The sequence below is a fragment of the Shimazuella kribbensis DSM 45090 genome (assembly GCF_000428065.1).
Taxonomy (GTDB): domain Bacteria; phylum Bacillota; class Bacilli; order Thermoactinomycetales; family Thermoactinomycetaceae; genus Shimazuella; species Shimazuella kribbensis.
Window position 1 is genome coordinate 72,829 of sequence record NZ_ATZF01000011.1, and the last position, 23,926, is coordinate 96,754.

A 23,926-nucleotide genomic window follows, 5' to 3' on the forward strand; every position below is an offset into this window, starting at 1 on the left:
CGAATTCCAGTGTGATGGAAAAGGGGATGTCATCTTTGCAGATGGGTTGATCGGAGCAGTTACCATGTTTCTTTGATGGTCAGAAGTCCATCTTCGAACCATACGTGTAGGAACTGGTGCTCTTGTTCGTTCGTCAGGATGAGGTACGCATTTCCCATCTGGACACCGATCTGTGCAGAAGAGGCATGACCAGCATACGTCCTTTTCCAGAGAAATGTTTTCCCGAAGAATGTCCACTTCCAGACCTGAAGAAAGGAATACTTCACAGAGTAGAGGTTATTGTCAACCTGCTCTGCATAATCGATCCAACTGACTCCATCGAGGAGCCAGAGTCGAGTTGTTCGAAGTACGACCTCTCCAGTTGGCAGAGAGTCTTCTTGCACCCTGCTTTCGCAAAGAGCCATTTGTTCCAGCCTTCCACTCCATGAGTTGGTACTATTTCTATTATAGGGAAATCAGTAGTCGTGTGACAATAATCGGATAGCTAACTATTTTCACCAATTTATGACAATGAAAGTAGTCGACCGACCATTCCAAAGAATGATCGGTCTTTGTACTACCTAGAGGTAGTTGTTTGCGAGATGATCAAGCAATCTGCTGGATTGAAAAATCATCTGCTGTGGTGACCTGAGGTCGTACTTTCGTATCAATAAGGGTGTCTGCTCCTCGCCTCAGTTTTACTTGTTTTGTAACAATCACAATCCCTGTGATGTTACCCTCCTTCTTGTGAAAAGAGAATGTGTTTCCTGCCCCGCCAGTGAATCGAAAACCCGTCGGAAGAGTGATCCTCCAAGTTTTATAAACGAGCTCGGTTCCCTCCTCACTGAGTAGGAATCTCTGATAGATGTGCTGGAACTCTTGGTTTTCTTTTTCACGAAGTCTCTTCCATTAGAGGTGCCATGGTATCCCAATTGTTTTTTTAGGGATACATGCTAATTAAAATAATAAAAAAATTGTTTGTAAATGTATAGACATGAAATCCTGATTATTCCTAATTTTACTTGATCTTAATATTTCAAATTGATAGTATAAAGTGTAGGATTTTTACAAATTTATACACAATAGGATAGGTGTTTGCAGTGCAAAGTGCCAAAAGGCGAGCTATTTTGTTTGGTTTACTCTCCCTCATATTCGCATCGATAGCAGGAGTTTTATTTTTAAATAAAACCGAGGAAGTAGATAAAAAATTAGGTGAAAAAACCACTATCTATGTAGCCATTAAAAATATAAATCCACGGGAAACTTTATCTCCCGATTTTTTCACTGCACAAGAAATTCCTACTCAATATGTTCCTCCTACAGCGCTGCAAAGTTTAAAAGGAATTGAAAAATTTGTAGCTGTTGTCCCGCTTGTAAAAGGAGATATGTTAACGACTCATTTTCTGCGTAAATCAAAAGAGCTGACATCTGGCAGTAATCGTCTCGTCTTTTTGGGCCGAAGTGAAAATGTGATCTATGACCAAGAAGTTGATCGGTTTGATCATGTAGATATTATTGTCAACAGAAAAGAAAATAACGGGGAACCAAAAACGTATTTACTTCTGAAAGATGTCCCTGTTATCGTTGCTGCTCGAGACAAACAGAAAATCTTCCAAGGTGCAGGCATCGAATTACCATTGGAAGCAGCCATTCAATTAATTCATGAGCAAACAGTTGCTCAGTCCATACGTATTTTAAAAGCTCCTCAGACTGAGACAAAGGAGAAGCAAAATTGAAAGTTTTGATCATCAGCCAGAAGGAAGAGCAAGCGTCTCACATCAAAGAGAGAATCGCAAACTTGCCAATAACACCCATTATTTTGGAATACGAAGAAGTAAAAAAGGAAATCTCTCGTCTTTATCCGCAGATTATCTTGCTTTGTGAACCAAAAGATGAGAACTATCTCTCTCTTTTACCTTACCTTCAGAAGGAACTACCTTTGGGTAAAGTTATCTATTTAATGGAAAAACGAGACCCAGTAAAATCGCGTGATGCTCATCGTGCTGGTGTACTGGATGTATTATTTCTCCCAGAAGAGTTGGAAGTGTTACCCGAAATACTCGAAAGAGCAATGGAAAGTGTCCGATCAGGAGAGAGTAGCGAACGGGTAGGAAAAAGAGGGCAGATTATTTCGATTTATAGTGGCAAAGGAGGAAGCGGAAAAAGTTTGCTTTCTGCTGTTCTTGGACAGACTTTATCTTTGGAGTGGTCTCAAAAAGTGTTACTTATTGATCTTAACTTGCAATATGGTGGTGTGGAAACCTATTTGCAGATGGAGACAGGGAGAAATCTCTCCGATCTAACTCCCGTACTGGAAGAACTAAATGATGTCCATATTCGAAATGTTACAACTGTTGAGCCATACTCTCATTTGGAAGTAATCACAAGTCCTACAAATATGGAGCAAGTGAATCAAATAACGGAGTATCATGTAGAGCGGATTTTACGTTCTGCACGGCTTTCTTACGATATGGTGATTGTGGATCTACCTTCCCATCTCAATTTGTTGTCTTACACTGCACTAGAAGAAGCAGATCAAATCCTATATCTACTAGAGCCAGAGATTTCTTCTCTGCAAATCTTGGGGAAAGTACTGCAACAGTTTCAGGCTGTAAAAATTGACCCTGCTGACCGTTTTTCACTCGTTTTGAATCCCGTATCCACTTTTCAAGATTTTCGAAGAACAGAAGTGAAAGAATATTTTTCTTTCCCCATTTGTGCAGAGTTGCGAGAGGATCGCAAAGGTATTCAATATCTTATCAACCGTGGAAAAATGATCCGTACAACCAAAAGGGATCGTAATATCCCCTTATATGCTCGAGATGTACAAAAACTAGCGTTGAGCCTGATCAAGCAGACACAAGGAGGCGACAAATAGTGTTTGTTTCCTCAGCATATACAAGTATGCCTTCCCAAGGTGTTGTCCCTCGAAAACAGCTAGATGAAAATCGATTGGATCATTTTGCGAAAATCCTAAAAGATCAGATCGTAAAGGAGTTTAATGCTCAAGAACTCACTCAGCTTCCGTATGCGGAAGTACGCGATCGTTTTGCCTCTTATGTAACTCAGTACCTGACAAAACAACAATTGGTATTGTCTGAGCAGATGAAAGAAGCTTTTATTACGAAAATCATCCATGAGTCAGTGGGATATGGTCCACTAGAAACATTACTGAAAGACGATTCTATTACCGAGATTATTGTCAATGGTACAGAGCCGATTTATTATGAAAAAAATGGGGTGTTGCACCGCTCTACTCTCACTTTTCGCAATGCAGAGGCTTTGATGCATGTGATTGACCGAATTGTTGCGCCTCTGGGTAGGAGGATTGATTTGCATTCTCCTATGGTAGACGCACGACTCCCAGATGGAAGTCGTGTGAATGCAGTTATCCCTCCTATCAGTTTGCATGGTCCTTTATTATCCATTCGTAAGTTTCGCAAAGAACCAATCACGATCTCGGAACTAGTAGAACGTAATGCAATGATAAAACCAATGGCAGATTTATTGACGGGACTTGTACAAGCCAAATGCAATGTGCTCATATCAGGTGGTACAGGAAGCGGAAAGACAACGCTATTGAATGCACTGGCTTGCCATATACCAGAACAAGAGCGTTTGATAACGATTGAAGATATGGCTGAGATGCGGATCACTCATCCCCATGTAGTCTCGATGGAAGCACGTCCACCAAACTTAGAGGGCAAAGGGGAAATAACGATTCGACATCTTGTACGCAATGCACTCCGGATGCGGCCAGATCGAATCATCGTCGGAGAGGTTCGTGGCTCTGAGGCCTTTGATATGTTGCAAGCGATGAACACAGGTCATGAAGGTTCGTTAACTACTGTTCACTCCAATTCGCCAACAGATGCTATCCATCGTTTGGAGGGAATGGTGATGATGTCAGGGCTTGATTTTAAAATGGATTTGATTCGTCAATACATCCGAAGCTCGATTGATATTATCGTTCAGTTAACTCGCTTGCCAGATGGTCAAAGAAAAGTTATTGCAATCTCAGAGATGATGGAAAAAAACGCTGAAATCAGCGATATTTACCGATTTGTACAGTCAGGTATTTCCTCAGATGGCAAAGTGGAAGGGTATTTTACACCAACGGGTTATAAACCACGGGCATTAGAACGATTAAAAGCTTATGGTGTATCGATTCCATCTTTGCATCTAGAACCTACAACAAGGGAGAGGAGTACATGATAGGACTGCTGGTAGCGGTTGCAGTTTTTAGTTTTTGCCTGATGATTTATGCCTTTATTCAAGCTTATTCGGATAATAAACAGAAAAAAGGACAGATGGTAAGTAAATTATTGAGTCAAAGGACGTATCTTTCTTGGTCAGATACACTAGTCAAGCGTTTGGAGCAGACCGAGTGGGCAATTGGACTTTCTCCTAAACTGACACGTTCTTCTATTTCGATCAGTGCAGTGGAATACATGCTTTTTTTGGTAGTAATAGGTATTCTTCTTCAGTTGATCCTCACTCTTTTGCTTGGACTACCATGGTGGCTTGTTTTGACAATCGTCTCGACACTTATTCCATTTGGATCAAACCAATATTTACGATTTCGTCAACGTGCTTATGTACGTCGACTGGAATTACAACTTCCGGAGATGTGCCGGTTACTCAGTAGTGCTATCTCAGCAGGATTGTCTGTATCTCAAGCACTGTTGCTTATTGTCCAAGAGATGGAAGAACCATTGAGCCAAGAACTCGCACCCATTTGTCGTGATATTCAACTTGGTGCTTCGTTGGAACAAGTACTGACGGATTGGTCATCCAGGCTTCCTAGTCAAGATTTCCATCTGTTTATTCATTCTATTTTGATCCAGAAAGAAGCAGGTGGGGATTTAGGCAAAGTAATGGCAGATATGAGCACCACCCTTGAGGAAAGAAAAGTAATCCAAAAATCGATCGATGCAGTGATTTCGCAATCACGGTCGACTGCTTATTTACTACCAGTACTGTCAGTTGGTTTTGTGCTTATGTTTCATCGCTTATTCGGTGGAATAGGGCTTTTGTTTCAATCTTGGATAGGTATTGTTATCATCATCCTATTTCTTGTCCTCCAAGTAATTGGATTTTTATTAGTAAAACGAATTTCTGCCATTAAAGTTTAATTCCAGTTGAGTAAATTTACTAACATTTTGTTCCAAATCCGCTCGATACCCTTTTCTTCCGCGTCTGTTGTAAAAAACACAAAGGACGCTACAGACAAGTGTATCTTCGCTGGGATATTTGTATCTATTTTTGCTCAAGTAGAGGTTTAAAAAATGGGCTGAGGTGAGGATGAGGAGCACGTGATATTTTTTCTTACCGTAGTTAGCTGGATTTGTTTGGTTTTAGCTGTGTTGTCTTTTTATCGGATGAGAGTCCAGCAAGATAATATCCATCGCACAGCTCGTAAGTATATGCAAGTAGAAGAAAACAAAAGAGATAAATATACATCTTGGCAAACCAAGATAGAAAAATGGGTCTGGGATTTGGCACCAGTGGGTCTTAGGATTCAATTTCTAGGAGACCCAGCTTATTTGGAACAATTGCTCATTCGAGCTGGTCGCGAACAGCGTTGGCAAGTAGAACAAATTCATGGAGCAAAAATGGTGGGGCTGCTTTGTGGTATTGTTGCCAGTTTCTTTTATTTATTACTAGGCTTACCTCTCGCTTTTCTTCTTGTTCCAGGTCTACTCATTGGTGGATTTCTCTCCCCGATCCTCTATCTAAAGACAGAGGGGAAAAAACGACAAGAAAACATGCGATTAGCCCTGCCAGATTTCCTAGATATGATGAGTGTTACGTTGAGGGCTGGTATGAGTTTTGATATCGCTTTGGGGTACTACACCAAAGTAACCAAAAGCCCCCTGTCAGAAGAATTTTCTCGCTTTTTACAAGAGCTTCACTTTGGCATAGAACGAGAGACTGCATATCGAGCGATGCAAAGAAGAGTTACTGTCCGTGAGTTACATGCATTGATCCAAACATTAGTCCAAGTACATCGCTTAGGAGCACCTGTGGCGCAAGTATTCGCTGATCAAGCCAAGCAAATGCGAGGACTCCGCACAGAGAAAGCAAAAGAAGCTGCTGGAAAAGCGGCTCCACGTATTTCTTTGATCAGTGGTCTAGTCATTGCACCATCTATTTTTATATTTGTACTTGGAATGATTATGTTAAAAAGCTTCTTTAGTCCTGATAGCCCATTACACATGTTTTTTAGTAAATAAAAAGCGTTTATGAATTAGTAAAACTTCGCTTTTAAAAAATAGGAGGAATTTACAATGAAAATGGTTAACAAATTATGGAATGCGTTTACTTCAGTTCTCACCAATCGCAAAGGTTCTCCAACGGTTGAATACGTTATTCTCATCGGTGTTGGTGCCGCTGTTGCAGGATTACTCGCTGTCGCTTTAAGCGGTGATAATAATAAAGATATCGTCACGACGATTGCAGATAAAATAAAAGAAATCATCGACACATCTACCACCCCTACAGGGGGAGAAACTCCTAAAACTCCAGGAAACATATTAAACAACTAGGGAGATAGCGATGAAAGGCATAGCATGGATATGCCTTTTCCTCTATAGTTTCTTTTTCTTCTCACCAATATTAGGGGTCTTTGCCTACGAACTGCCTTATCAACTGCCACAATATAAGCCATATGCCCCTAATATCAAACCATATATACCAAAAGGGGTAGAGTTGGAGGAGAAGAAGGAGAAACCAGAGGAAAAGAAAGAAGATGGTTTCTTAGAATATGTCTCTTGGGGTAATTTTGGAATCGTAACGCAAACTCTTTGGAATTTAGTCGGAGATGTCATGCCTAATGCATATGCAAAAAAATATGCAGAGAAAAACAAATTGCTAAAAGTTTTTAAAACAAATGGAAAAGGAGATTTACGAATAGGAGGAAGGAAACAAATCCCATATTGGTTGACACAATATAAGTGGTTAGAAAAAGGCAGTTATACAGTGGGTAAATGGAATTATGGAAAGTGGATGTATGGTGTATTAGAAGGCTGGCATTTGAAATTGAAGAGTATTGCCTTTGCCGATTTATCCTATGGAAAACGATACACGCAGGAGGAATTTAACAAAACCCAGTACGCAAAAAACCAAAAAGCGTTTTATTCAGGGATGCCTATCAACGAAGTAGGACAGCAAGCAATCCAGCAAGGCAAAAGTGCTTTTCAAGAGGCGATTTTAGTAACTAAAGAGTCTGTAAAAAAAGTTTCATGGTGGAAGCTCACTGGAAAAGTAGGACTAGGTTTTAGTGCTCTTATCACTAGCTTTGATTATTATATGGATGGAAGTAAAGAAAAATGTGAAAATGGTTCGAAAGACTACGGATGTTTTGGTACCACAGAGTACTTCGCAGCATTGCCTATAGACTTTGGCATTGGTGCAACTGTGGCAGTTATAAGTGCTCCTGTTGGAATATTTGCTACAGCTGTTTTATCTACCTTAGCAGGTGCAACATTTGCTGCTGTCATGGGTATCGCAATCACTATAGGTTTTGCTTTTGGACTTGGTTTATTAGTTGAAAATGTTCCGATATTAAAAAATGCAAAAGACTATGTTCATGGTAAGTTGACTTCGTTAATAAAAGAGGGAACAAAGAAAACAACATCTATATTTAAAAAGTTCTCTAGTTGGTTAACAAAAAAAATATTCTAAAAAGGGGAAATATCTGTGGTTTGGGTTCCATTGACAAGACTAAATTACGTTTTGTATATGCTATTTTTGTTTATTTTCCCTCTCATGACAGGCTTAGTTGCTGCATTTATACATTCGTGGTCTGATTTTTGGTGGAATGTAACTGTGAAGCTATTTTTTCTATGGATCAGTTGGATTTTGGTTTGTGGATTGCTCGGTTGGCAAAATAATAGGTTAGCTAGACTTTTACCTCTAATCATTATGTTAAATATTGGTTCATTATTAGCGCTTGTTCCATTATGGAGAGTGGCAAATGAATCTACCAATTTGGGATATATTCTAGTATTTTCCCATCTAATGATTACTATTTTTGCTTACATCTACAGTAAAGAATGGAGTTTAAAGAAGTTTTCTGCATTAGGAAATTTAGGGCGTGTGTTATTTGGGATTGTGATTGTTTGTCCTATAATTTGGATAGTATATCTTTTTTCATTAGACTATTTTCGTATAGCAATGGTTCAATCATTTATTTTTGCTCTCTGTTTTTATTTTTTAAACTTACCTTTTGTTTCGCTTTCCATTCGTTTTCGTGATCCAGATTGGAATCCAAACGAAAAGGTACGTTTTTAGTGGCACATATGGGTTGGAACAAATTATCGAGAGGTAGTTATATAGCTTGGTCACTACCAATTTTTATTTTACCTTTCTTTGCAGGACTTGGGGCAGCTGTCGTAGAACCTTGGTCAGATTTTTGGTGGGGATTTACAGTAGATTTTTTTTATGTTTGGTGTGGTTGGGTATTTTTATGTGCCATTTTCGGATGGCACAATAATCGCTTTTTAAGATTGTTTCCTTACATGGTTATGATGAACATTACTGTTTTGTTATCCTTTGTTCCCATGTGGAGAATAACAAATGAGTCTATGGTATTGGGTGTTTTTCTTCTTTTCTCCCATTTGTATTTAACACTCTTTGTTTACATTTATAGTAAAGAGATTTCTTCAAAACAATATAGAAAACGCGGAGTTAAAATCGGGTTACTTGTTTCGATTCTATTACCGATTTGTTGGATGATAATTGTGATTCAACAAGATCTATTTACCGTTAGAATAATAAAAGTTTATGGAGCAGCTATATGTTTTTATTTCTTAAACATCCCATTTGTTTCAGCCTCTATCCGTTTTCGAGAGCCAGATTGGGAGCCGCCAAAACAAAATTCAAAGAGTTTATAAAAAATGAATTCCCGTAGTAAGGAGCATCGACAATTAAATCTAGTGAATGGATACCGCCTGCACGTGGCGGATTTATTTTTGCTGGTCTGATATTAGGGATATTCCCACTATCTATAGGGTATTTTACAGCATTGTTTCCCATATGGTCCCGTTTTTGGTGGGATGTAACGTTACGTGTGTACTATGGATTTGCTATTGTTTATGCTGTTTTGGGAATTGTAGGCCTTCAAAAGATGCGATTTTTTGCTTTGATTCCGACTATTTTGCTGTCAAATACAACGCTATTCTTATGCTTGGTTGGATTGTGGAGACTGTCTTATGAGAATGGGATGTTTGCTCATTTATTGCTTTTTTCCCACCTTCTTAATGTAGTTTTTTCGTATATCTACAGCAAGGAATGTTTGACAAGAAATTTCAAAAAAGTCAGTGATATCGGTCGGACGATAATGAAAATCGTTTTGTTTCTCCCACTCACGTGGCTTTATTATTTCTATGAATATTTCTTTTTCGAGATGTATTTTTTCGCAGTTTGTTTCTACTATCTCAATTTGGGAGCAGTAGCAATGAGTATCCGTTTTCGTGAACCAGAATGGATGTCTCCAAAGAAAAAGGAACAGAAAACTTTTAAGAATGGATGATGGATGAGGAGTTTTCGTATGAAGAAGCAAGGGATTATATGGTTTGTTTTATTGATGCAAGCAGTGCTCTTCTTTTGTCCTATTTTGACCGTGTTTGCTTACGAACTACCCTATCAACAACCGCAATATAAACCTTATGATCCAAAGATTAAGCCATATATACCAAAAGGGGTAGAATTAGAGGAGAAGAAAGAGAAGGAAAAGAAGCCATCGGAAAAGCAATCAGAAGGGTTCGATGTTATTAGTTGGGGTAATGGGGGCATTTATACGCAAGTACTTTGGAATGTTTTTGGCGATGTCATTCCTGCGATTATGGGGAGAAATTATGTGCACAATAATCGTCTCCTCAAAGTGATTAAAGCCAATAATAGAGGAGATGTAAGAATCGTTGGCACAAAACAACCTCCCTATTGGACAACGCGTTGGAAATGGTTAGTAAGCGGAGATCATACCATAGGCAAATTTGATTTAGGCAAATGGTATTACAACAAAGTTTTATTGGGTTTCCACAATAGACTAACCAGCTATGGTTTTCTTGATTTGGTTCGTGGCAAGCGTTATACACAAGAAGAGTTTAATAAATCTGCTTACAACCAAGTTAGCGCGAAATTTAGTCGGCAGATGGGATTACGAGAATTATTAAAAAGTACGTATATTGAAGGTTCAAACACATTTAAAGAATCATTCTTGATATTTAGTTCGCAAACCAGACAAGTAGCATGGTGGAAGTTTACAGGTAGTGTAGGACTGGGTTTCAGTGCTTTTGTTACAACCATGGATTACACAGTTGGGAGTAATAAGGATGAAACGATTATAAGTTCCAAATATTTAGCAGCTTTGCCTGTAGACTTTGCCGTTGGGGCCCTTGTCGGTATAAGTAGTTCAATCTTAACTGCGGCCGCTGCCTCTCTTGGTGCTTTTATTTTAGGTATATCTATTCCAGCGATTGCTTTCATAATAACAACATTAGTAGTTGGTTTCTTTATGGGGTTGTATGTAGGAAATAATAAAGCTGCAAAAGCGGTTGTTGATAAAGTACATGATCATTTAACTTGGGTAGTAAGTAGATCGTTTCGCATTATGACCTACCCAAATAGGATAATAGCAAATGGTACCCATAAGTTATTAGGGAATTTGCAAAAGGCAGTTAAAAAGTTTTTCAAATGATTAGGAGGTAGATTGTTATTTTTAATCAATGGAATCTTATGACAAGACCTGCCTATATAGTAGCTATGCTATTTTCTATTGTTATTCCATTTGGTATAGGTTATTTAGCAGCTATGATAAACCCATGGTCTGCTATTTGGTGGGATATAACAAAAAAGTTGCTTTATATTTGGGTTGGTTGGGTTTTAATTTCTGCAATATTTGGTTGGCACAATAGACGATTTCCACGAATTTTTTCGTTTATCTTAATGCTGAATATTACCTTTGCTCTATGCCTTGTTATTGTATGGAGGGTTACAGGTGAGTTAAAGACAATGGGGTGGATTTTGCTGGCTTCCCATTTGATAAATACCAGTTTTGGATATGTATACAGCAAAACGCTGATTAAAAAATCTTTCTCTTCCTTAACTCTCATCGGTAAAGCTTGGTTGGCACTTACAGCATCCTGTCCTTTCATATGGATCTTATATCTCGTTTTTTTTCCTATTCCCAACTATACCTATGATATGAGTAACATTGTCGGTTCTTTTGGGATGAGTATATGTTTTTTTCTTCTTAATCCCTATCTTGTATCTACATCCATTAAATTTAGAGAGCCGGAGTGGGAGCCAAAACAAAATTCAAAGAGTTTATAAAAAGATAAATTTCTCAACAGAAGGAGAATCAACAATATAATTTGGTGAATGGGTACCGCTTGCATGTGGCCGAACCATAATGAAAATCGTTCTGTTTCTCCCGCTCACGTGGATTTATTATTTCTATGAATATTTCTTTTTCGAGATGTATATTTTTGCAGTTTGTTTTACTATCTAAATTTAGATGCAGTAGCAATGAGTATTCGTTTTCACGAACCAGAATGGATGTCTCCAAAGGAAAAGGAACAGGAACAGGAACAGGAAACTTTTAGGGATGGATGAGTGTTTGTTATGTTTTGGAAGACGATGTCGAAAGTTGAATATATTATTCAATCACTGATAATAGCCATTCTCCCTTTTTTTTCGGGGTTATTTGTAGCTGTTAGCCCAGTATGGTCCGATCTTTGGTGGAAAGTCGATCTATTTATCATCACTATTTGGTTTTTATGGGCTATTATCGCAGCTCTTTTAGGTTTGCAAAACAGCCGGATGGCAAGAGTTTTACCTCTAAATATTTTACTCAATGTTACCTTTCTGCTACTTATGATAGCTTTGTGGAGAATTTCAGAAGAATCTACTTCTTTAGGAGTATTATTACTCATATCTCATTTGATTGCTACCATATTTAGTTTTGTGTTTAGTAAAGAAATAATCTCACGAAATTTTAGTGATGTGAGTCGATTAAATAGAATAGGCAAGTATATGATTTTACTTTTGCCCATAGCGTGGATATTAACTATTTTTATGCAAGACATATTTGTCGCCAAATCGGTTCGGGCAATGGGTGCTTCTATTGTAGGTTATTACCTCAACTTTTATTTGATGGCAACATCAATTCAGTATCGTGACCCGAATTGGAAACCTAAGAAAAAAGTTAGTTTATAAGAGTATGGATGTGATAAGCAAATGATTTGGTGGAAGGCTACAAAAGTCACGGGGTTTGGTTTTTTGGTGCAACTTGTTTTAGGATTTTTTTATGGTGTTTTCATTAGCGTGATAGGTATTCAGATGGATTTGTTTGCGGAGTATGCGATCCTATTTGTATCTTATGTGCTTGCTGGTTTTTTTGCGGCAAGACGGAGTGAAAATCCATATACGACTGCTTGTTTAGCGGGGTTTCTCCTAGCAACTTGTAATTTACTTGTTACGAAGTACCTTTTTGGCATGGTTTTCTATCCAACGGTTATTCCGATTGGGTTAGTATTCACAAATGGAGTCGCATGTTTAGGGGCTTTTTTTTATCGTTTATGGGCTAAATATGATCGTGATGAATCCTTATTAGAAGGGAGGGAGCATCGTGAATACTTGGAAGGATAGCATCCATTTCATTGGACAGCATGCCGCCTTGATCAGTGTGATGTGTCTGCTGTTTGTATTGCCAATACAACTGGTCTATTGGCTCGGAAGTTCCATGTTTCCGCTGTTTTTTGATCTTCGTATCGCTACGGTACACACTTGGCTGCTTTTCCTTGTGTGTTTTGTTTTGTCACAAATCCCTTTTATTTTAATCGTACAGCAAATAGAAGAGTCAGGAGAAGTCTCTATTATACGTTTTTTACGGACAATAGTAGATTATTTTTGGTCCATAGGTCTTCGATTTTCTCTTTTTTTTCTGTTGATCTATCCAGGTTTGCATCTGTTTATTATTCCAGGAGCATTGTTATTTGTTGTGATGCTATTTCTTCCACAAGCTTTATATTTGGAGCCGAAAAATTGGAAAGTGGGGATAAGGACAGCATGGGATCTTGGCTTTCATTATTTAGGGAAAAATATCATGCTGTTTGTTAGTGCATTGAGTGTATTAAAACTGTTTCAGGATGGCTCTACTTATGTACTTAGTCTTTATGCAGGAGGACATCCACTCGCTATGCTTGTCCCTCCTCTACTAGGTACACTGGTTTTTCCACTGTACACCATCTACGTTACTTTTCTTTACTTGGATGGGAAGGAAGAAATACGTATAAGCAGAACGAAGTTGGAGGATAAAGAGAGTAATGCGTACGTTATACGCTGACTCATGGATAATAACTGAGTCTTGATCAAAAGAATATGTTATTCTTATCGATGAGGAATATGATCTTGTACACAAAATCATAGAGAACATCTGGTAGAATTTTAGCATTTATGGCACAAAGACCATGCAAAATGAGTACCAGGAAACAGGGAGTTAAAAAGCATGAACCAAGTTCGCATTTTGCAAGCAGTAGGGATTACGATTGCTTGCTTATTATTGGGTAGTGTTGTAACAGGTTTTATTATGGGGGCTCAAGGAGTATCCCCGCTTCAGCTTACAAATGAGCAGATTATCAAATACTTTTTGCCTATTCAAGTTATCGCTCAGTTTGTGCTGGGTTTTTGGTTAGGACGAAAAGTTGGTGGACGCTGGTTTTATCTTTTTTCGCATGTTTATTTTTCCAATATCGTGCTGTATTTGTTTCTCATTGTATTTGGCTTTTTATCTGGAACAAATGCTTTTTGGTTTGCTGCCTTTACACCATTTGTGGCTTTGGTGCTTTGTGTACCTTCCTATCCACTTGCACTTCTGGTACGCCGAAAATGAAGTTATTACACATACTACAAGCAAAAAGAGGAAGTGTAACCATGATGAGTGTGGGAATGCTTCCCGTTTTTTTGCTATTGGCCGGAACGATTGTCTTATTGTCGATATTTTGGACTTCGTATACTCGTCTGATTACAGCAGCTGATGCGGGCGCAATGGTAGCAACACAATATATGAAAAACAAAGAAATTCCTTTGGAGGTCGAGAATGTTCTGTTATCGACCAATTTCTCCCCTGTTCCGCAAGATTCAACCGAACAAAATCTAGCCAAGCAAGTTCAGCGAATCGTAATGCAAAATGGCGGGGATGCTCATGGAGAGATCATTTGTAGGAAAGGTAAGATTTCTGTAATTGCCAGTAGAAAAGTGTTACATCGTTGGACCATTCATGCCAAAGGTTATGGGCCTGAGCAAACAATTGCTTGTAATTGGCGGAAGATTCTGTACTAGGAGGTATAGGTGTGCGCAGAATATTTAGTTGGAGTCAAAAACATCGGAGAGGTTCTCCCACGATTGAATTTATTCTTTTGGTGCCATGTTTTATTCTATGTTTGTTACTCTTATGGCAACTGGTCATCTTGGGATTAGCGATGATGCAAACGCAAGCAGTAGTTAGAGATGTCGCCAGAGTAATGGCATATACAAATGATGAAGAAAAAGCCAAAGAGCAGGCAAAGTTATCTTTCCCTCCCACAAGTAGTTATCAGATGGCTGATTTATCAGTGGAAAAAAAGAATGGCGAGGCTTTGGTACAAATAAAAACGGAGGTGAAACTTGTTCTTTTGCAAACACCCTATCGATTTCATTTTAAAGAACAGGCTACAACTCCGTTACTAGATGATAGGCAACAAAACAAATCCAATGTTTTAAGTGATATGCCTATCATGGAATCCATAACAGAGTAAGGATCGCGTATCAATCACAGACACTGTTTTGTGGTTCTTCCCTATAAATTATAGTATTATTTTCCTATGAAATGATTCCATTGTGATTACCGGTATCAAGGAGAGTATATCAAGTGAAATTAAATCAGATACGTATTCTACAGGCTAGTGGAATCGGCGCAGTTATTATGTTTGCTCTTTCCTATATTTTCGATCTATTCTTTTCTCTGTTTCAAGTGCAGATGGAGCCAAATACAGCAATCATTGTATTGACCTTACCTCCAGTTATTATTGGACAAATTGTTATCGGGTATTGGATAGGAAAGCATGTTGATAAACAGCTTTTCTTGCACGTATTTCTAGCAAATACACTTATTGTAATCATGAATTATTTATATACGTATTTTGCATATGGCATGCTTCTAAAAAGTCCTGGTTCTAGTTTGGTTGTTACCGTTATTCTCACTTGGCCTACTGCGATATGGGTTAGTAAAAGACGTTTAAAAAGAGGATGGAGATAATGAGTGTCCATCTGGCTAGATTGAAAGAGTTGATTCCTCCCCCAAGTAAGCGAAAGCAGTTTGATTGGGCTACGGCTGAAAAGAAGTTAGGAGTAACGTTACCATCTGACTATAAGCAAACAGTAGAAATATATAGTGGAGGCCAGTTTGAGGATTATCTCTATTTATTAGAACCGGACAATGAATACTATGACTTAGTAGAGTTGCATGAAGAGCGAGTAGAAGCGTATGAATCATTATGGGAATGGGAGAGAAAACCTGTCGAGTTAGAAGAATTGGGAAGTAGAATTATTCCGTGGGCAACAACGGATAGTGGGGAGTACCTTTTTTGGTTGGTTCGATCTGGATGGGAACATGATTCTGATCGATGGACGGTTCTGATTAATGAAGCCCGCGGTGATCGCTGGGAACATTTCCACATGGGATCACTTGCATTTTTTGTTCAAGCTCTAGAAAGAAAAGTGAGCTCGGACATTTTGTGGTCTAGATTTCCTTTGCGGAACCATACCTTTCAACAGTTTATTCATCCTTGAAAAAGGAGAAGGCCATAAGATGGTATGCAAATGGCCTTCGTTTTGTCAGGTTATTGGGGATGAATATCACGACTTGCTTCTTGTTTTCCTTTGTCTATATTGAGTTTCCATAACAATGCTATTCCAATGAGAAAGAAAATTGCCAGAGAGAGAATGCCGAAGCGGCTGGAACCAGTCAGTTGTCCAGCTAATCCAAAAACAAAGGGTCCAAAAATAGCGGAAAATTTACCAGATAATCCATAGAATCCAAAGAACTCAGCGTTTCTGCCGGCAGGAACTAGTTGACTATAGATGGATCTGGATAATGCTTGGCTGCCACCTTGGACGATTCCAACAAGTATAGCAAGTGCATAAAAATGAAAAGAAGTAGTCATCCAATATCCCAGCAGCACAATGAATAAATAAATAATGATCGTGATAATCAAAGTTCTTTTGCTTCCAAACCACCCAGCAAACTTACCAAACAATAGCGTAAAAGGAAGACCAACAAATTGCGTGATCAGTAAAGCAAGAATTAAGTCACTTGTCTCAATACCGATTTCTCTTCCATAAATCGTAGCCATTTTGATGATGGTATTGATTCCGTCATTAAAAAACCAAAAAGCGATGAGGAAGCGCAGTAATTCCGGATACTTTGGCAGTTGTTTAATTGTTTGGACTACTTGGCGGATACTACTTTTACTCAACTTCAACAAACTCTCATTTGTTTTTTTGGGTGTTTCTTTTACATGACGAAACAAAGGGATAGAAAATAGAAACCACCAAACTCCTACAGAAGCGAATGAAATTTGAGTTGCCAAAACAGTAGTTAATCCAAACCAAGCTGGCTGTTGGATCAACACCAATTGAAGTGCCAGTATGACACCGCCGCCAATATAGCCAAAAGCATAGCCGCGACTGGAAACCATATCTCGATCTTTTTCATCTGCAATCTCTGGGAGAAAAGCATCATAAAAGATATTGCTAGAGGCAAATGCAAGCGTTCCAACAATCACAAGTGCGACAGCCCACATCCATTCTCCTTCTCCAATGGTGGCCATCAATAACGAAGAGGCAATGCCTACATAGGTGAAAAAACGTAGAAATTGCTTTTTTTTACCAGCTTTATCTGCGATAGAGCCAAGGATAGGGGAGAGGATGACGAGCAAGACCAAGGAAATGGATTCTGTGTATCCCCAGTAAGCAGTAGCAGTATTTTTGGACAATGATTTTGCCGCTACATCAGAAAAAAAGATGGGCATAACAGCAGCGATCATTGTCGTTGCAAATGCAGAGTTTGCCCAGTCATACCATATCCAAGCACGAACCGATTTTTTGTCCACGATATTCCTCCTTCATCGATTTTTATAGAGGTTAGGAGTTCTCATCAAAACATAGAAATAAGATTTTTTTGATGCCAATTTTAGTAAAAGGATTACTTTTTACTATTATATGAATTTTTTGGCGGAATAAGATATAGTGGATGAAGGAAATTATTCGTTATACATAAAATGAACTGGTGTGATAGAAGAAATATGTTAGGAATACCAATTCACCAACCTAAAATGGACTTGTGTCCTATCCCCTTTTGTTGAGATAGTTCGCCAGATTATAACCAAAATGCCATTCATCGTTTGAGTTACTCATGTTACAATAGGGGATATGAAAATGTACGTTTGATAGAGTGAGGAGAGGCTATGGAGATAAAACAACAAGGAGAGCGAATTAAACGCAGTTACCAAGTGATTAGTGTATTCCCTTTTGTTGATGGAGTTTTATACTATGCTACTTTTGACTCGTTTGATCCTGAGGAAACACCGACACGTTTTATCCATGCGATTCAATTGCAACCTGTACCTGATGAAGATACCATTGCCAAACTGCCATTGCGGAACGAGAATATTTTTGTACCATTGCAAGAGGTATTTGTGGAAGATGGTATCTTGTATCAAGTATTTGAGAAGATGGAAGGAAATCTACTGGGGATTTATCTCTACCAAAATGCACCACTTGCATTGGGGGAAATAGCTGAGATTACTCAAACCATTTCTAATCATCTAATGGAATGTGAATCACAAGGTGAATTTGCTCTCATCGACCCACAAAATATGGTGATAGAAGAAGGAAAGATTCGGTTTTTATACGGGGGACCAATATCCGTTTTTCCAACAGAGAATGCTAATGCATACAGTGAAGCAGAACTAGCTCAACAATTAGCCGAATTATTGTTTGTTATGTTAACTGGTCAGAACATCGATGAACATAAAAATAAATTGCGACCACTCCGTTCTTTACGTGATGATACACCAGTCGAATTAGAATCTTGGATCATGAAAAGTGTTTCACCCGATCCTGCTATGCGACCTCCTTTACATGAGCTGTGGAAATGGGCGCATTCATTTGGCAGTAAAAAGCCTAAAGGTATCGAGCTCGTTTCAGATAACGAAAAGAAGTCTGGAAAATCCTTTGTAGAGAAGCTATTACCTTCCAAAAAGTCAGTACTGGATTCCTTTGGAGTAAAAGACGTTAAAAATGCTCAAGGGAAAGTAGAGGAAAAGAAAGAGAAGAAGAAGTTACCTGCTTGGGTTACTTGGGTAGCATTAGGACTACTTGCACTTATTTTCTTGGCTCAATTATTAGCGAAACCTGGTCCAGATACTGCTTCTCTGATCGATGCTAAAATCATTCAACAAGTAGAACAAGATGAACAGAAAGCTGTCGGTCTCTATAACCAATCCGTAAAAGCATATGAAAAAGAGGATAGGAATAAGGCGATGATTTTCGCAAAACAAGCCTTAGCATTTGATCCAGAGACCAAGCAGTATTACGTTCACCTTGCCAATCTCTATGGACTTCAAAAGGATTACACATCAGGTTTGACCGTCATGAATGCAGCAACTGTTTATTTTACAGATGATGCAAAACTATTTGATCAACTAGCTGTTTTTCATTACTATGTTCGAGATTACCAGAAATCAAAAGAAGCTATTGATACAGCAGTAAAGCTGAATAACAATTTGGCGAGTGTTCATTATCATCGCGGTAAAATTTACAATGTCCTAAAGGATAGTAATACAGCGGTTGCTAGTATGAAAAATGCAGTTTTGAAAGATCCGAAAAAAGCATTGTACTTCCATGATTTTGCCCTAATCCAATTACAAGCTAAAAATGTGCAGGCTGCTGTTGAAAATGAAAAAAAAGCAGTTCAATTAGATGCCAAAAATGTCGATTATCGTATCACGCTTGGACTTTTGTATTTGAAACAACAAGACGAACTACGTCTCAATCAAAGTTTACGGCTTGAGGAAAAAAGAAAACAAATAAAAGAAATGCTCGATTCAGCTTGGGTACAATTTACAGAAGTACACAAAATAGATGATAAAAATGCAGAAGCTTACTACTACAAAGCACGAGCCTACTATATATTCAGAAACTATGACTCTGCCATTAAATCTTCCATAAAAGCGGTTAGGCGTGATCCTAACAATGCGTTGTATTCTTATCAATTAGGGGTTTGTTACATGGCTGTAAATAATAAAGCTGCAGCAGTGGCTGCTTTCCAACAGGCAACCAAGCTCGAATCTAGTAGTCGTCTCTACCAAAACGCGCTATCAAAAGCTCAGGCAATGAAGTAGTTTGCCAGAAAGGAGTAACGTGCGTGTGAAGCTATTCCAATTAACTCTTTGTTCTCTGTTTCTTATTGCTATTCCGATAGCGGTAATCCATGCAGATACAAAAGTAGTAACTCCTTTTCTGGAATTGGAACCTGATTTCATTCAGATTTCACCGATGCCTGCTAAAGTTGGGCCAGGCGGAGAAGGAGATATCAAAGTCAACTTTACCAACTCCTAAAAAGGTGGATCACTGATGCGACATGTAACTTCTAGTAGTCAATTTACAAAAGAACATCTCAAAGATTTATTCGCTTTAGCCACGGAACTCAAACAGAATCCGAGTCGCTACGGTCAGTCCCTTTCTGGTAAAGTAGTAGCTACCTTATTTTATGAACCGAGTACTCGTACTCGGCTTTCTTTTGAGTCCGCTATCCAGCGACTAGGTGCGAGTTTGATCAGTACGGAAAATGCAAAAGAAGTCTCATCTGCGGTGAAAGGCGAGAGCCTTTCGGATACGATACGAATTGTGGAGGGATATGCAGAAGCAATCGTCATGCGACATCATGAAAACGATGCTGCATATGAGGCTAGTAAAATCGCTGCCGTACCGATTATCAATGCGGGTGGGGGTTCAGGAGAGCATCCTACCCAGTCTTTATTGGATTGCTTTACGATCTACGAGCAACGTTTTTCGTTAGACAAACTATCCATTGCTGTGATTGGTGATTTGCGATATGGTCGAACGGTTCATTCTTTGGTGAAAATGTTATCTCTTTTTGATGATTTGACTGTTTACGGGGTAAGCTTACCGGGATTGGAACTCAGTGAAGAGTATATCCATTACATCGAAGAACATGGGGGAAGGTTCATTTCCTGTCGTTCCTTGCAAGGAGTACCAAGTGATGTAGATGTACTGTATCAAACAAGGACACAGCGAGAGAGAATGTCTGTTGCAGAAGGGGAAGTACAAGAGATCATCATTGATCAGCATGTGTTGGATCGTTTTGAAAAGCATACCATTGTTCTCCATCCCTTGCCTCGTAACCAAGAAATCGCCCCAGAAGTAGATCATGACCCGCGAGCGTTGTATTTTGAACAAGCAAAGAATGGAATGTGGGTACGTATGGCATTGCTTTATATGTTATTGAAAGAAAACCACTAACGATTGTTGGTGGTTTTTTTATAGAATGCAGCGTGCCCGCCACCTTGTCACGGATAAGGTGGCGGGCACATGCATCTCCTCTAGAACGGGGAAATCCCCGGCTTATATGCCGGCTTCGTTTCGATCATCTTCAGCTGATCGATCTCCTTCTGTACCGTTGCAGCATCCTTCTTCATGCGGTTGGGCTCTTCCATCCTGTCGGACTTCATTCGCTCCCCGCACTTCTCGAGTTCAGCATGAAGCTGCTGCATGAACGAGTGTGCTTCGGGATACATGTCGAACGGGAAGTAGAGTTCGAAGAACTTCGCGCTGTTCAAGCTGCGGAGCCGGTGCTTCTTGTTGAGGTGACGGTGGTACCTCAGCACCTGATTCTCGAGCTAGTGGAACTTCCGGCGGAGATCTCGGGTCTGGACTCCAGCTCGCTTCAACGCACGAAGCTGCCGAGCAGTGTTGCAGTGCCAGTGGTTGAGATCAGGGCAGTCAGCGAGATCCATCTTTTCCTCCGTAGAGAGACGCGGTTGCTTGTTCACATTATAGCACTTACCCCTGCTCGAATCATCTAGGATTCGAGCAGGGGTATCCTAATTTGGAAGTGCTTGGAGTATTTGCCTTGCCTGTACGTAGATGGTATGTTGCTTGACGAGGTTTTCGGCAAGCCGGCTGAGTTGTACGACGGTAAGTCTGTTGGGCTCTATGTCTGTATCTTTTATGAACAGTGGATCTTTGATAGCAGACAGTGCCTCTTCTATTTGTTGCGTAGCACTGTCTGCCTTTTCTTGGAGGTGGAGCAGAGAGGAGGTGGCATTTTTCACTACTTCCTCATCTAGCTGCTTACACCTCTGAAGATAGTAATCCAGTTTCTTGAGCCCATCTGGGACTGCAAAGAAGAGTGTGAGATGGAGATCGAGCAGTGTTTCGGAGATGATTGCTGGATCATACTCGCTGACCATATTCCCTCCAAATTAGTTGCTTACTTGTATTTAGTCTAACATAGCCTCTATTTCACCACTAGGGTTTGCTCGGTGTGATCATGTACCTTCCCTTTTTCCACATGCATTTTGATTCGATAGGTACCAGGTGTTTGAAAATGATAGGCACTATAGTATTCACCAGGTTTGGTCTCAGCTACATCGGTAAAGTCATGTTTGTTCGTTCCTTCTTTCCAAATTTCATACTGAACATTGGCTTCGGTGAAAGGTTTGTTGTTTTGTGCGATATGACCAAATATCTTCGTATCCTGTCCGCTCTTTGCTGTTTCAGGTAGTTGAATATGCAGCATTAATTTATTTGCACCTGCATGGTGATCATGCTGATCGCTTGGTGTTTCCCCGATAATAAAAGTTTTCGAGATCATTTGATGGACTTGTGGAGTAGTGGCATGGATGATGACGTTATACGTTCCTGAAATTGGAAACGTATTGGTAATCGAATATTTTCCATTTCCCACTCGCTTTGTTTTCAACATGGCATGATCCTTGGCGTCTTTATGCCAGACCTCGAACTCTACCCTGGCATCATTAACAGGTTTGTTGTTGCCTGTTACATTGGCGTTTAGCGTGACAGGTTGATTTGGGGTTGGTTTAGACGGGTTTACTTCAAAGTTGAGGGAGATGGATGTGGGGGCATTGGGGGTTGTTGGTGTTGTAGGTTGTGAGGTACATCCGCTTATGAGGAGCAAAACTAACGCGAGCAACCATCCTATTTTTTTCACAATAAGAACTCCTTTGATTCTTTTTGATTTCTTTCGTATGAATATAGTATTTCCAATTGCTATGACAAATTGGAAAAAAAACCATCACTTTCGATTGTAAAAAAAATAAGGAATAAAAACTATCCCTCTTAAGTGCTATTTTGTATATGAAATTTACAAGAATCCTTGCTCAAAGGCGTAGCGTGTCAATTGCACACGGTTGTTGAGGTGTAGTTTTTGCATGATGTTTTTTAAATGATTTTTTACGGTGTGTTCCGAGATCACTAACTCCTTTGCTATCTCTTTATTGCTTAAACCTTGGGCAACGCGAGTTAATATTTCTTGTTCTCTAGGAGTGAGAATGGTATCTTCCGTTGATTTTGTATTGGAAAACTCAGCCAATATCCGGTTAGCTATTGCCTGAGGCATGGGTGCAGAATCTGTAGCAAGGGAATGCAAATAAGATAGCCAAATGGAAGGATTCAAGTTTTTCATCAAGTATCCTTGAGCCCCATTTTTGATCGCTTCGAACAGATTGGTGACATCATCGGAGACAGTAACCATTACGATTTTGACATAGGGAAATTTTTCTTTTACGAGGCGTGTAGCTTCCAATCCATTCATGACAGGCATATTAATGTCCATCAAGATCATATCTGGCATGAGCTGTTCTGTTAGAGGCAGTATTTCATCTCCGCGTTTTGCTTCTCCAACGATCGTAAAACGATCATCTTCGGCTAAGATCATACGCATCGCTTTTCGCGCGTGTTCATGGTCATCTCCTATCAGTATCCGGAAACTCATATTCATTTACTCCTTTGTTATTTGCACTTTTGTTTTCTTATTTTCACGGGAAATAGAAAATTGAGCATGGCATTCTATTGCGCGTTCTTCCATCATACGTAATCCAAAAGAATTTGCAGAATGTAATTTATCCTTTTCCAGTCCTATCCCATTATCTTCTATCATTAAATACCAACTCGATGGTGTGGAACGAAGTCCAAAGTTAACGGAAGTAGCATATGCGTGTTTATGTATATTCGTCAATGCTTCATTGGAACATGCGGTAATTTCCCATACCTCTTTTTGAGTAAAATGATTGTCTTGGAAATCGGCAATATAGTTGATGGATATCCCCGTATCCAATTGAAATTGTTTGATAAGTGCTTGGAGCTGCTCGGTCAATGTAAGCTGGTTTTCTGTTTTTAAAGTGAAAATAGATCTTCTGACATATTCCTGAATGTGGTGGAGGCTTTGCTGTAGGTCTCTCCACTGCTCGTGTGGTGCAATAGATTTTAGTTTTTCTACTTGTACGGAAGAAAGAAACAAAGTCTGGGCGATGCCGTCATGCAGTTCTCTAGCGATTCGCTCCCTTTCTGCCATTACTTGTTTGATTTCTCGTTCTTTTTTTAGTTGTTGGGATAAATGATCGTATGCTTGGAAGAGAGGATTTAGCAAAGTGATTGTGACCAAAAAAACTATGACAGGAGAGAGCCAGTTTCCAAGCTCCATCGAAACATGGGGTAGTAGTATGGTGTGACGTAGGTATTCCCAGATGCCAATTGTTAAAGTTGGTATCGTAAGGATCAGCCATTTGATCTGTTTACTAGACATTAGTTTTCACCGCTTCTTGTTTGAAGGATTTCCTCCTCATGATAGCGGATATTT

General features: G+C 39.3%; 30 protein-coding genes. 22 read left to right on the plus strand and 8 right to left on the minus strand.

The window, feature by feature from the left end; genetic code table 11:
• Positions 1–59: 59 nt before the first annotated feature.
• Positions 60–404, minus strand: coding sequence for a hypothetical protein (locus A3GQ_RS0114285; RefSeq protein ID WP_028777627.1), 345 nt, complete (start codon positions 402–404; stop codon positions 60–62).
• A 675-nt stretch (positions 405–1,079) separates the two neighbouring features.
• On the opposite strand from A3GQ_RS0114285, the gene A3GQ_RS0114295 reads away from it, so the two are divergent.
• The 11 genes from A3GQ_RS0114295 (at position 1,080) to A3GQ_RS0114345 (ending at position 10,681) form a co-directional block, all read left to right on the plus strand.
• Positions 1,080–1,715, plus strand: coding sequence for an SAF domain-containing protein (locus tag A3GQ_RS0114295; RefSeq protein WP_037465068.1), 636 nt, complete (start codon positions 1,080–1,082; stop codon positions 1,713–1,715).
• Positions 1,712–2,857: a CpaE/TadZ family protein gene (locus A3GQ_RS0114300; protein ID WP_028777629.1), complete on the plus strand. Its 1,146-nt coding sequence runs from the start codon at positions 1,712–1,714 to the stop codon at positions 2,855–2,857. Before A3GQ_RS0114295 ends, A3GQ_RS0114300 begins: the two co-directional genes overlap by 4 nt.
• The gene (locus A3GQ_RS24505; RefSeq protein ID WP_245596792.1) at positions 2,857–4,194 is read left to right on the plus strand and encodes a TadA family conjugal transfer-associated ATPase; all 1,338 of its coding nucleotides are present in this window, start codon (positions 2,857–2,859) and stop codon (positions 4,192–4,194) included. The genes A3GQ_RS0114300 and A3GQ_RS24505 overlap by 1 nt, the downstream gene beginning before the upstream one ends.
• Positions 4,191–5,114, plus strand: a complete 924-nt coding sequence (locus A3GQ_RS0114310; protein ID WP_028777630.1) for a type II secretion system F family protein — start codon at positions 4,191–4,193, stop codon at positions 5,112–5,114. Before A3GQ_RS24505 ends, A3GQ_RS0114310 begins: the two co-directional genes overlap by 4 nt.
• Positions 5,115–5,294: 180 nt before the next feature.
• A complete protein-coding gene (locus A3GQ_RS24510; RefSeq protein ID WP_051271848.1) occupies positions 5,295–6,215 on the plus strand; it encodes a type II secretion system F family protein in 921 nt (306 codons plus the stop codon).
• Positions 6,216–6,269: 54 nt separating this feature from the next.
• Positions 6,270–6,527 carry a hypothetical protein gene (locus tag A3GQ_RS0114320; RefSeq protein ID WP_028777631.1) on the plus strand — a complete coding sequence of 86 codons (258 nt, stop codon included), beginning with the start codon at positions 6,270–6,272 and terminating at the stop codon, positions 6,525–6,527.
• A 10-nt stretch (positions 6,528–6,537) separates the two neighbouring features.
• The gene (locus A3GQ_RS0114325) at positions 6,538–7,665 is read left to right on the plus strand and encodes a hypothetical protein (protein WP_028777632.1); all 1,128 of its coding nucleotides are present in this window, start codon (positions 6,538–6,540) and stop codon (positions 7,663–7,665) included.
• A 15-nt stretch (positions 7,666–7,680) separates the two neighbouring features.
• Positions 7,681–8,274, plus strand: coding sequence for a hypothetical protein (locus tag A3GQ_RS0114330; protein ID WP_028777633.1), 594 nt, complete (start codon positions 7,681–7,683; stop codon positions 8,272–8,274).
• A gap of 8 nt (positions 8,275–8,282) precedes the next feature.
• The gene (locus A3GQ_RS0114335) at positions 8,283–8,876 is read left to right on the plus strand and encodes a hypothetical protein (RefSeq protein ID WP_156877735.1); all 594 of its coding nucleotides are present in this window, start codon (positions 8,283–8,285) and stop codon (positions 8,874–8,876) included.
• Positions 8,877–9,007: 131 nt separating this feature from the next.
• The gene (locus A3GQ_RS0114340; RefSeq protein WP_156877736.1) at positions 9,008–9,514 is read left to right on the plus strand and encodes a hypothetical protein; all 507 of its coding nucleotides are present in this window, start codon (positions 9,008–9,010) and stop codon (positions 9,512–9,514) included.
• A gap of 18 nt (positions 9,515–9,532) precedes the next feature.
• Positions 9,533–10,681: a hypothetical protein gene (locus A3GQ_RS0114345; RefSeq protein WP_028777636.1), complete on the plus strand. Its 1,149-nt coding sequence runs from the start codon at positions 9,533–9,535 to the stop codon at positions 10,679–10,681.
• Between the two features lie 163 nt (positions 10,682–10,844).
• Here the strand turns inward: A3GQ_RS0114345 and A3GQ_RS27155 are convergent, their stop codons facing one another.
• A complete protein-coding gene (locus tag A3GQ_RS27155) occupies positions 10,845–11,138 on the minus strand; it encodes a hypothetical protein (RefSeq protein ID WP_156877738.1) in 294 nt (97 codons plus the stop codon).
• Between the two features lie 469 nt (positions 11,139–11,607).
• Here A3GQ_RS27155 and A3GQ_RS0114360 point away from each other — a divergent pair, with 469 nt between their 5' ends.
• The 8 genes from A3GQ_RS0114360 (at position 11,608) to A3GQ_RS0114395 (ending at position 15,813) form a co-directional block, all read left to right on the plus strand.
• The gene (locus tag A3GQ_RS0114360; protein WP_156877739.1) at positions 11,608–12,201 is read left to right on the plus strand and encodes a hypothetical protein; all 594 of its coding nucleotides are present in this window, start codon (positions 11,608–11,610) and stop codon (positions 12,199–12,201) included.
• A gap of 21 nt (positions 12,202–12,222) precedes the next feature.
• Positions 12,223–12,633: a hypothetical protein gene (locus tag A3GQ_RS0114365; RefSeq protein WP_028777639.1), complete on the plus strand. Its 411-nt coding sequence runs from the start codon at positions 12,223–12,225 to the stop codon at positions 12,631–12,633.
• Complete coding sequence (locus A3GQ_RS0114370; protein ID WP_028777640.1) at positions 12,614–13,330, plus strand: hypothetical protein; 717 nt, start codon at positions 12,614–12,616, stop codon at positions 13,328–13,330. The genes A3GQ_RS0114365 and A3GQ_RS0114370 overlap by 20 nt, the downstream gene beginning before the upstream one ends.
• A 162-nt stretch (positions 13,331–13,492) precedes the next feature.
• Entirely contained in the window at positions 13,493–13,876 is a 384-nt protein-coding gene (locus A3GQ_RS0114375; protein ID WP_028777641.1) for a hypothetical protein, read from the plus strand.
• Positions 13,877–13,917: 41 nt separating this feature from the next.
• Positions 13,918–14,325 (plus strand): TadE/TadG family type IV pilus assembly protein, encoded by a 408-nt coding sequence (locus A3GQ_RS0114380; protein ID WP_028777642.1) that lies wholly within the window; start codon positions 13,918–13,920, stop codon positions 14,323–14,325.
• An 11-nt stretch (positions 14,326–14,336) separates the two neighbouring features.
• Positions 14,337–14,780, plus strand: a complete 444-nt coding sequence (locus tag A3GQ_RS0114385) for a TadE/TadG family type IV pilus assembly protein (RefSeq protein WP_028777643.1) — start codon at positions 14,337–14,339, stop codon at positions 14,778–14,780.
• A 113-nt stretch (positions 14,781–14,893) separates the two neighbouring features.
• Entirely contained in the window at positions 14,894–15,280 is a 387-nt protein-coding gene (locus tag A3GQ_RS0114390; RefSeq protein ID WP_028777644.1) for a hypothetical protein, read from the plus strand.
• Positions 15,280–15,813, plus strand: a complete 534-nt coding sequence (locus A3GQ_RS0114395; RefSeq protein WP_028777645.1) for an SMI1/KNR4 family protein — start codon at positions 15,280–15,282, stop codon at positions 15,811–15,813. The genes A3GQ_RS0114390 and A3GQ_RS0114395 overlap by 1 nt, the downstream gene beginning before the upstream one ends.
• A gap of 50 nt (positions 15,814–15,863) precedes the next feature.
• Here the strand turns inward: A3GQ_RS0114395 and A3GQ_RS0114400 are convergent, their stop codons facing one another.
• Complete coding sequence (locus A3GQ_RS0114400; RefSeq protein ID WP_028777646.1) at positions 15,864–17,135, minus strand: MFS transporter; 1,272 nt, start codon at positions 17,133–17,135, stop codon at positions 15,864–15,866.
• Positions 17,136–17,489: 354 nt separating this feature from the next.
• Between A3GQ_RS0114400 and A3GQ_RS0114405 the strand changes: the two genes are divergently transcribed.
• From A3GQ_RS0114405 to pyrB, 3 genes are read left to right on the plus strand one after another with little or no spacing between them, the layout of a single operon-like run.
• A complete protein-coding gene (locus A3GQ_RS0114405) occupies positions 17,490–19,427 on the plus strand; it encodes a tetratricopeptide repeat protein (protein WP_028777647.1) in 1,938 nt (645 codons plus the stop codon).
• A 25-nt stretch (positions 19,428–19,452) separates the two neighbouring features.
• Complete coding sequence (locus tag A3GQ_RS0114410) at positions 19,453–19,644, plus strand: hypothetical protein (RefSeq protein ID WP_028777648.1); 192 nt, start codon at positions 19,453–19,455, stop codon at positions 19,642–19,644.
• 15 nt (positions 19,645–19,659) lie between these two features.
• Entirely contained in the window at positions 19,660–20,568 is a 909-nt protein-coding gene (gene pyrB, locus A3GQ_RS0114415; protein WP_037465073.1) for an aspartate carbamoyltransferase, read from the plus strand.
• Between the two features lie 80 nt (positions 20,569–20,648).
• Here pyrB and A3GQ_RS27160 read toward each other — a convergent pair whose 3' ends face one another.
• The 5 genes from A3GQ_RS27160 to A3GQ_RS0114445 form a co-directional block, all read right to left on the minus strand.
• Entirely contained in the window at positions 20,649–20,885 is a 237-nt protein-coding gene (locus A3GQ_RS27160; protein WP_156877742.1) for a hypothetical protein, read from the minus strand.
• Between the two features lie 264 nt (positions 20,886–21,149).
• Entirely contained in the window at positions 21,150–21,518 is a 369-nt protein-coding gene (locus A3GQ_RS0114430) for a hypothetical protein (protein WP_028777651.1), read from the minus strand.
• Positions 21,519–21,565: 47 nt separating this feature from the next.
• Positions 21,566–22,279, minus strand: a complete 714-nt coding sequence (locus A3GQ_RS0114435) for a FixH family protein (RefSeq protein ID WP_028777652.1) — start codon at positions 22,277–22,279, stop codon at positions 21,566–21,568.
• A gap of 153 nt (positions 22,280–22,432) precedes the next feature.
• Positions 22,433–23,068 (minus strand): response regulator, encoded by a 636-nt coding sequence (locus A3GQ_RS0114440; protein ID WP_028777653.1) that lies wholly within the window; start codon positions 23,066–23,068, stop codon positions 22,433–22,435.
• Positions 23,069–23,872: a sensor histidine kinase gene (locus A3GQ_RS0114445; protein WP_028777654.1), complete on the minus strand. Its 804-nt coding sequence runs from the start codon at positions 23,870–23,872 to the stop codon at positions 23,069–23,071.
• Between the last annotated feature and the right edge of the window lie 54 nt (positions 23,873–23,926).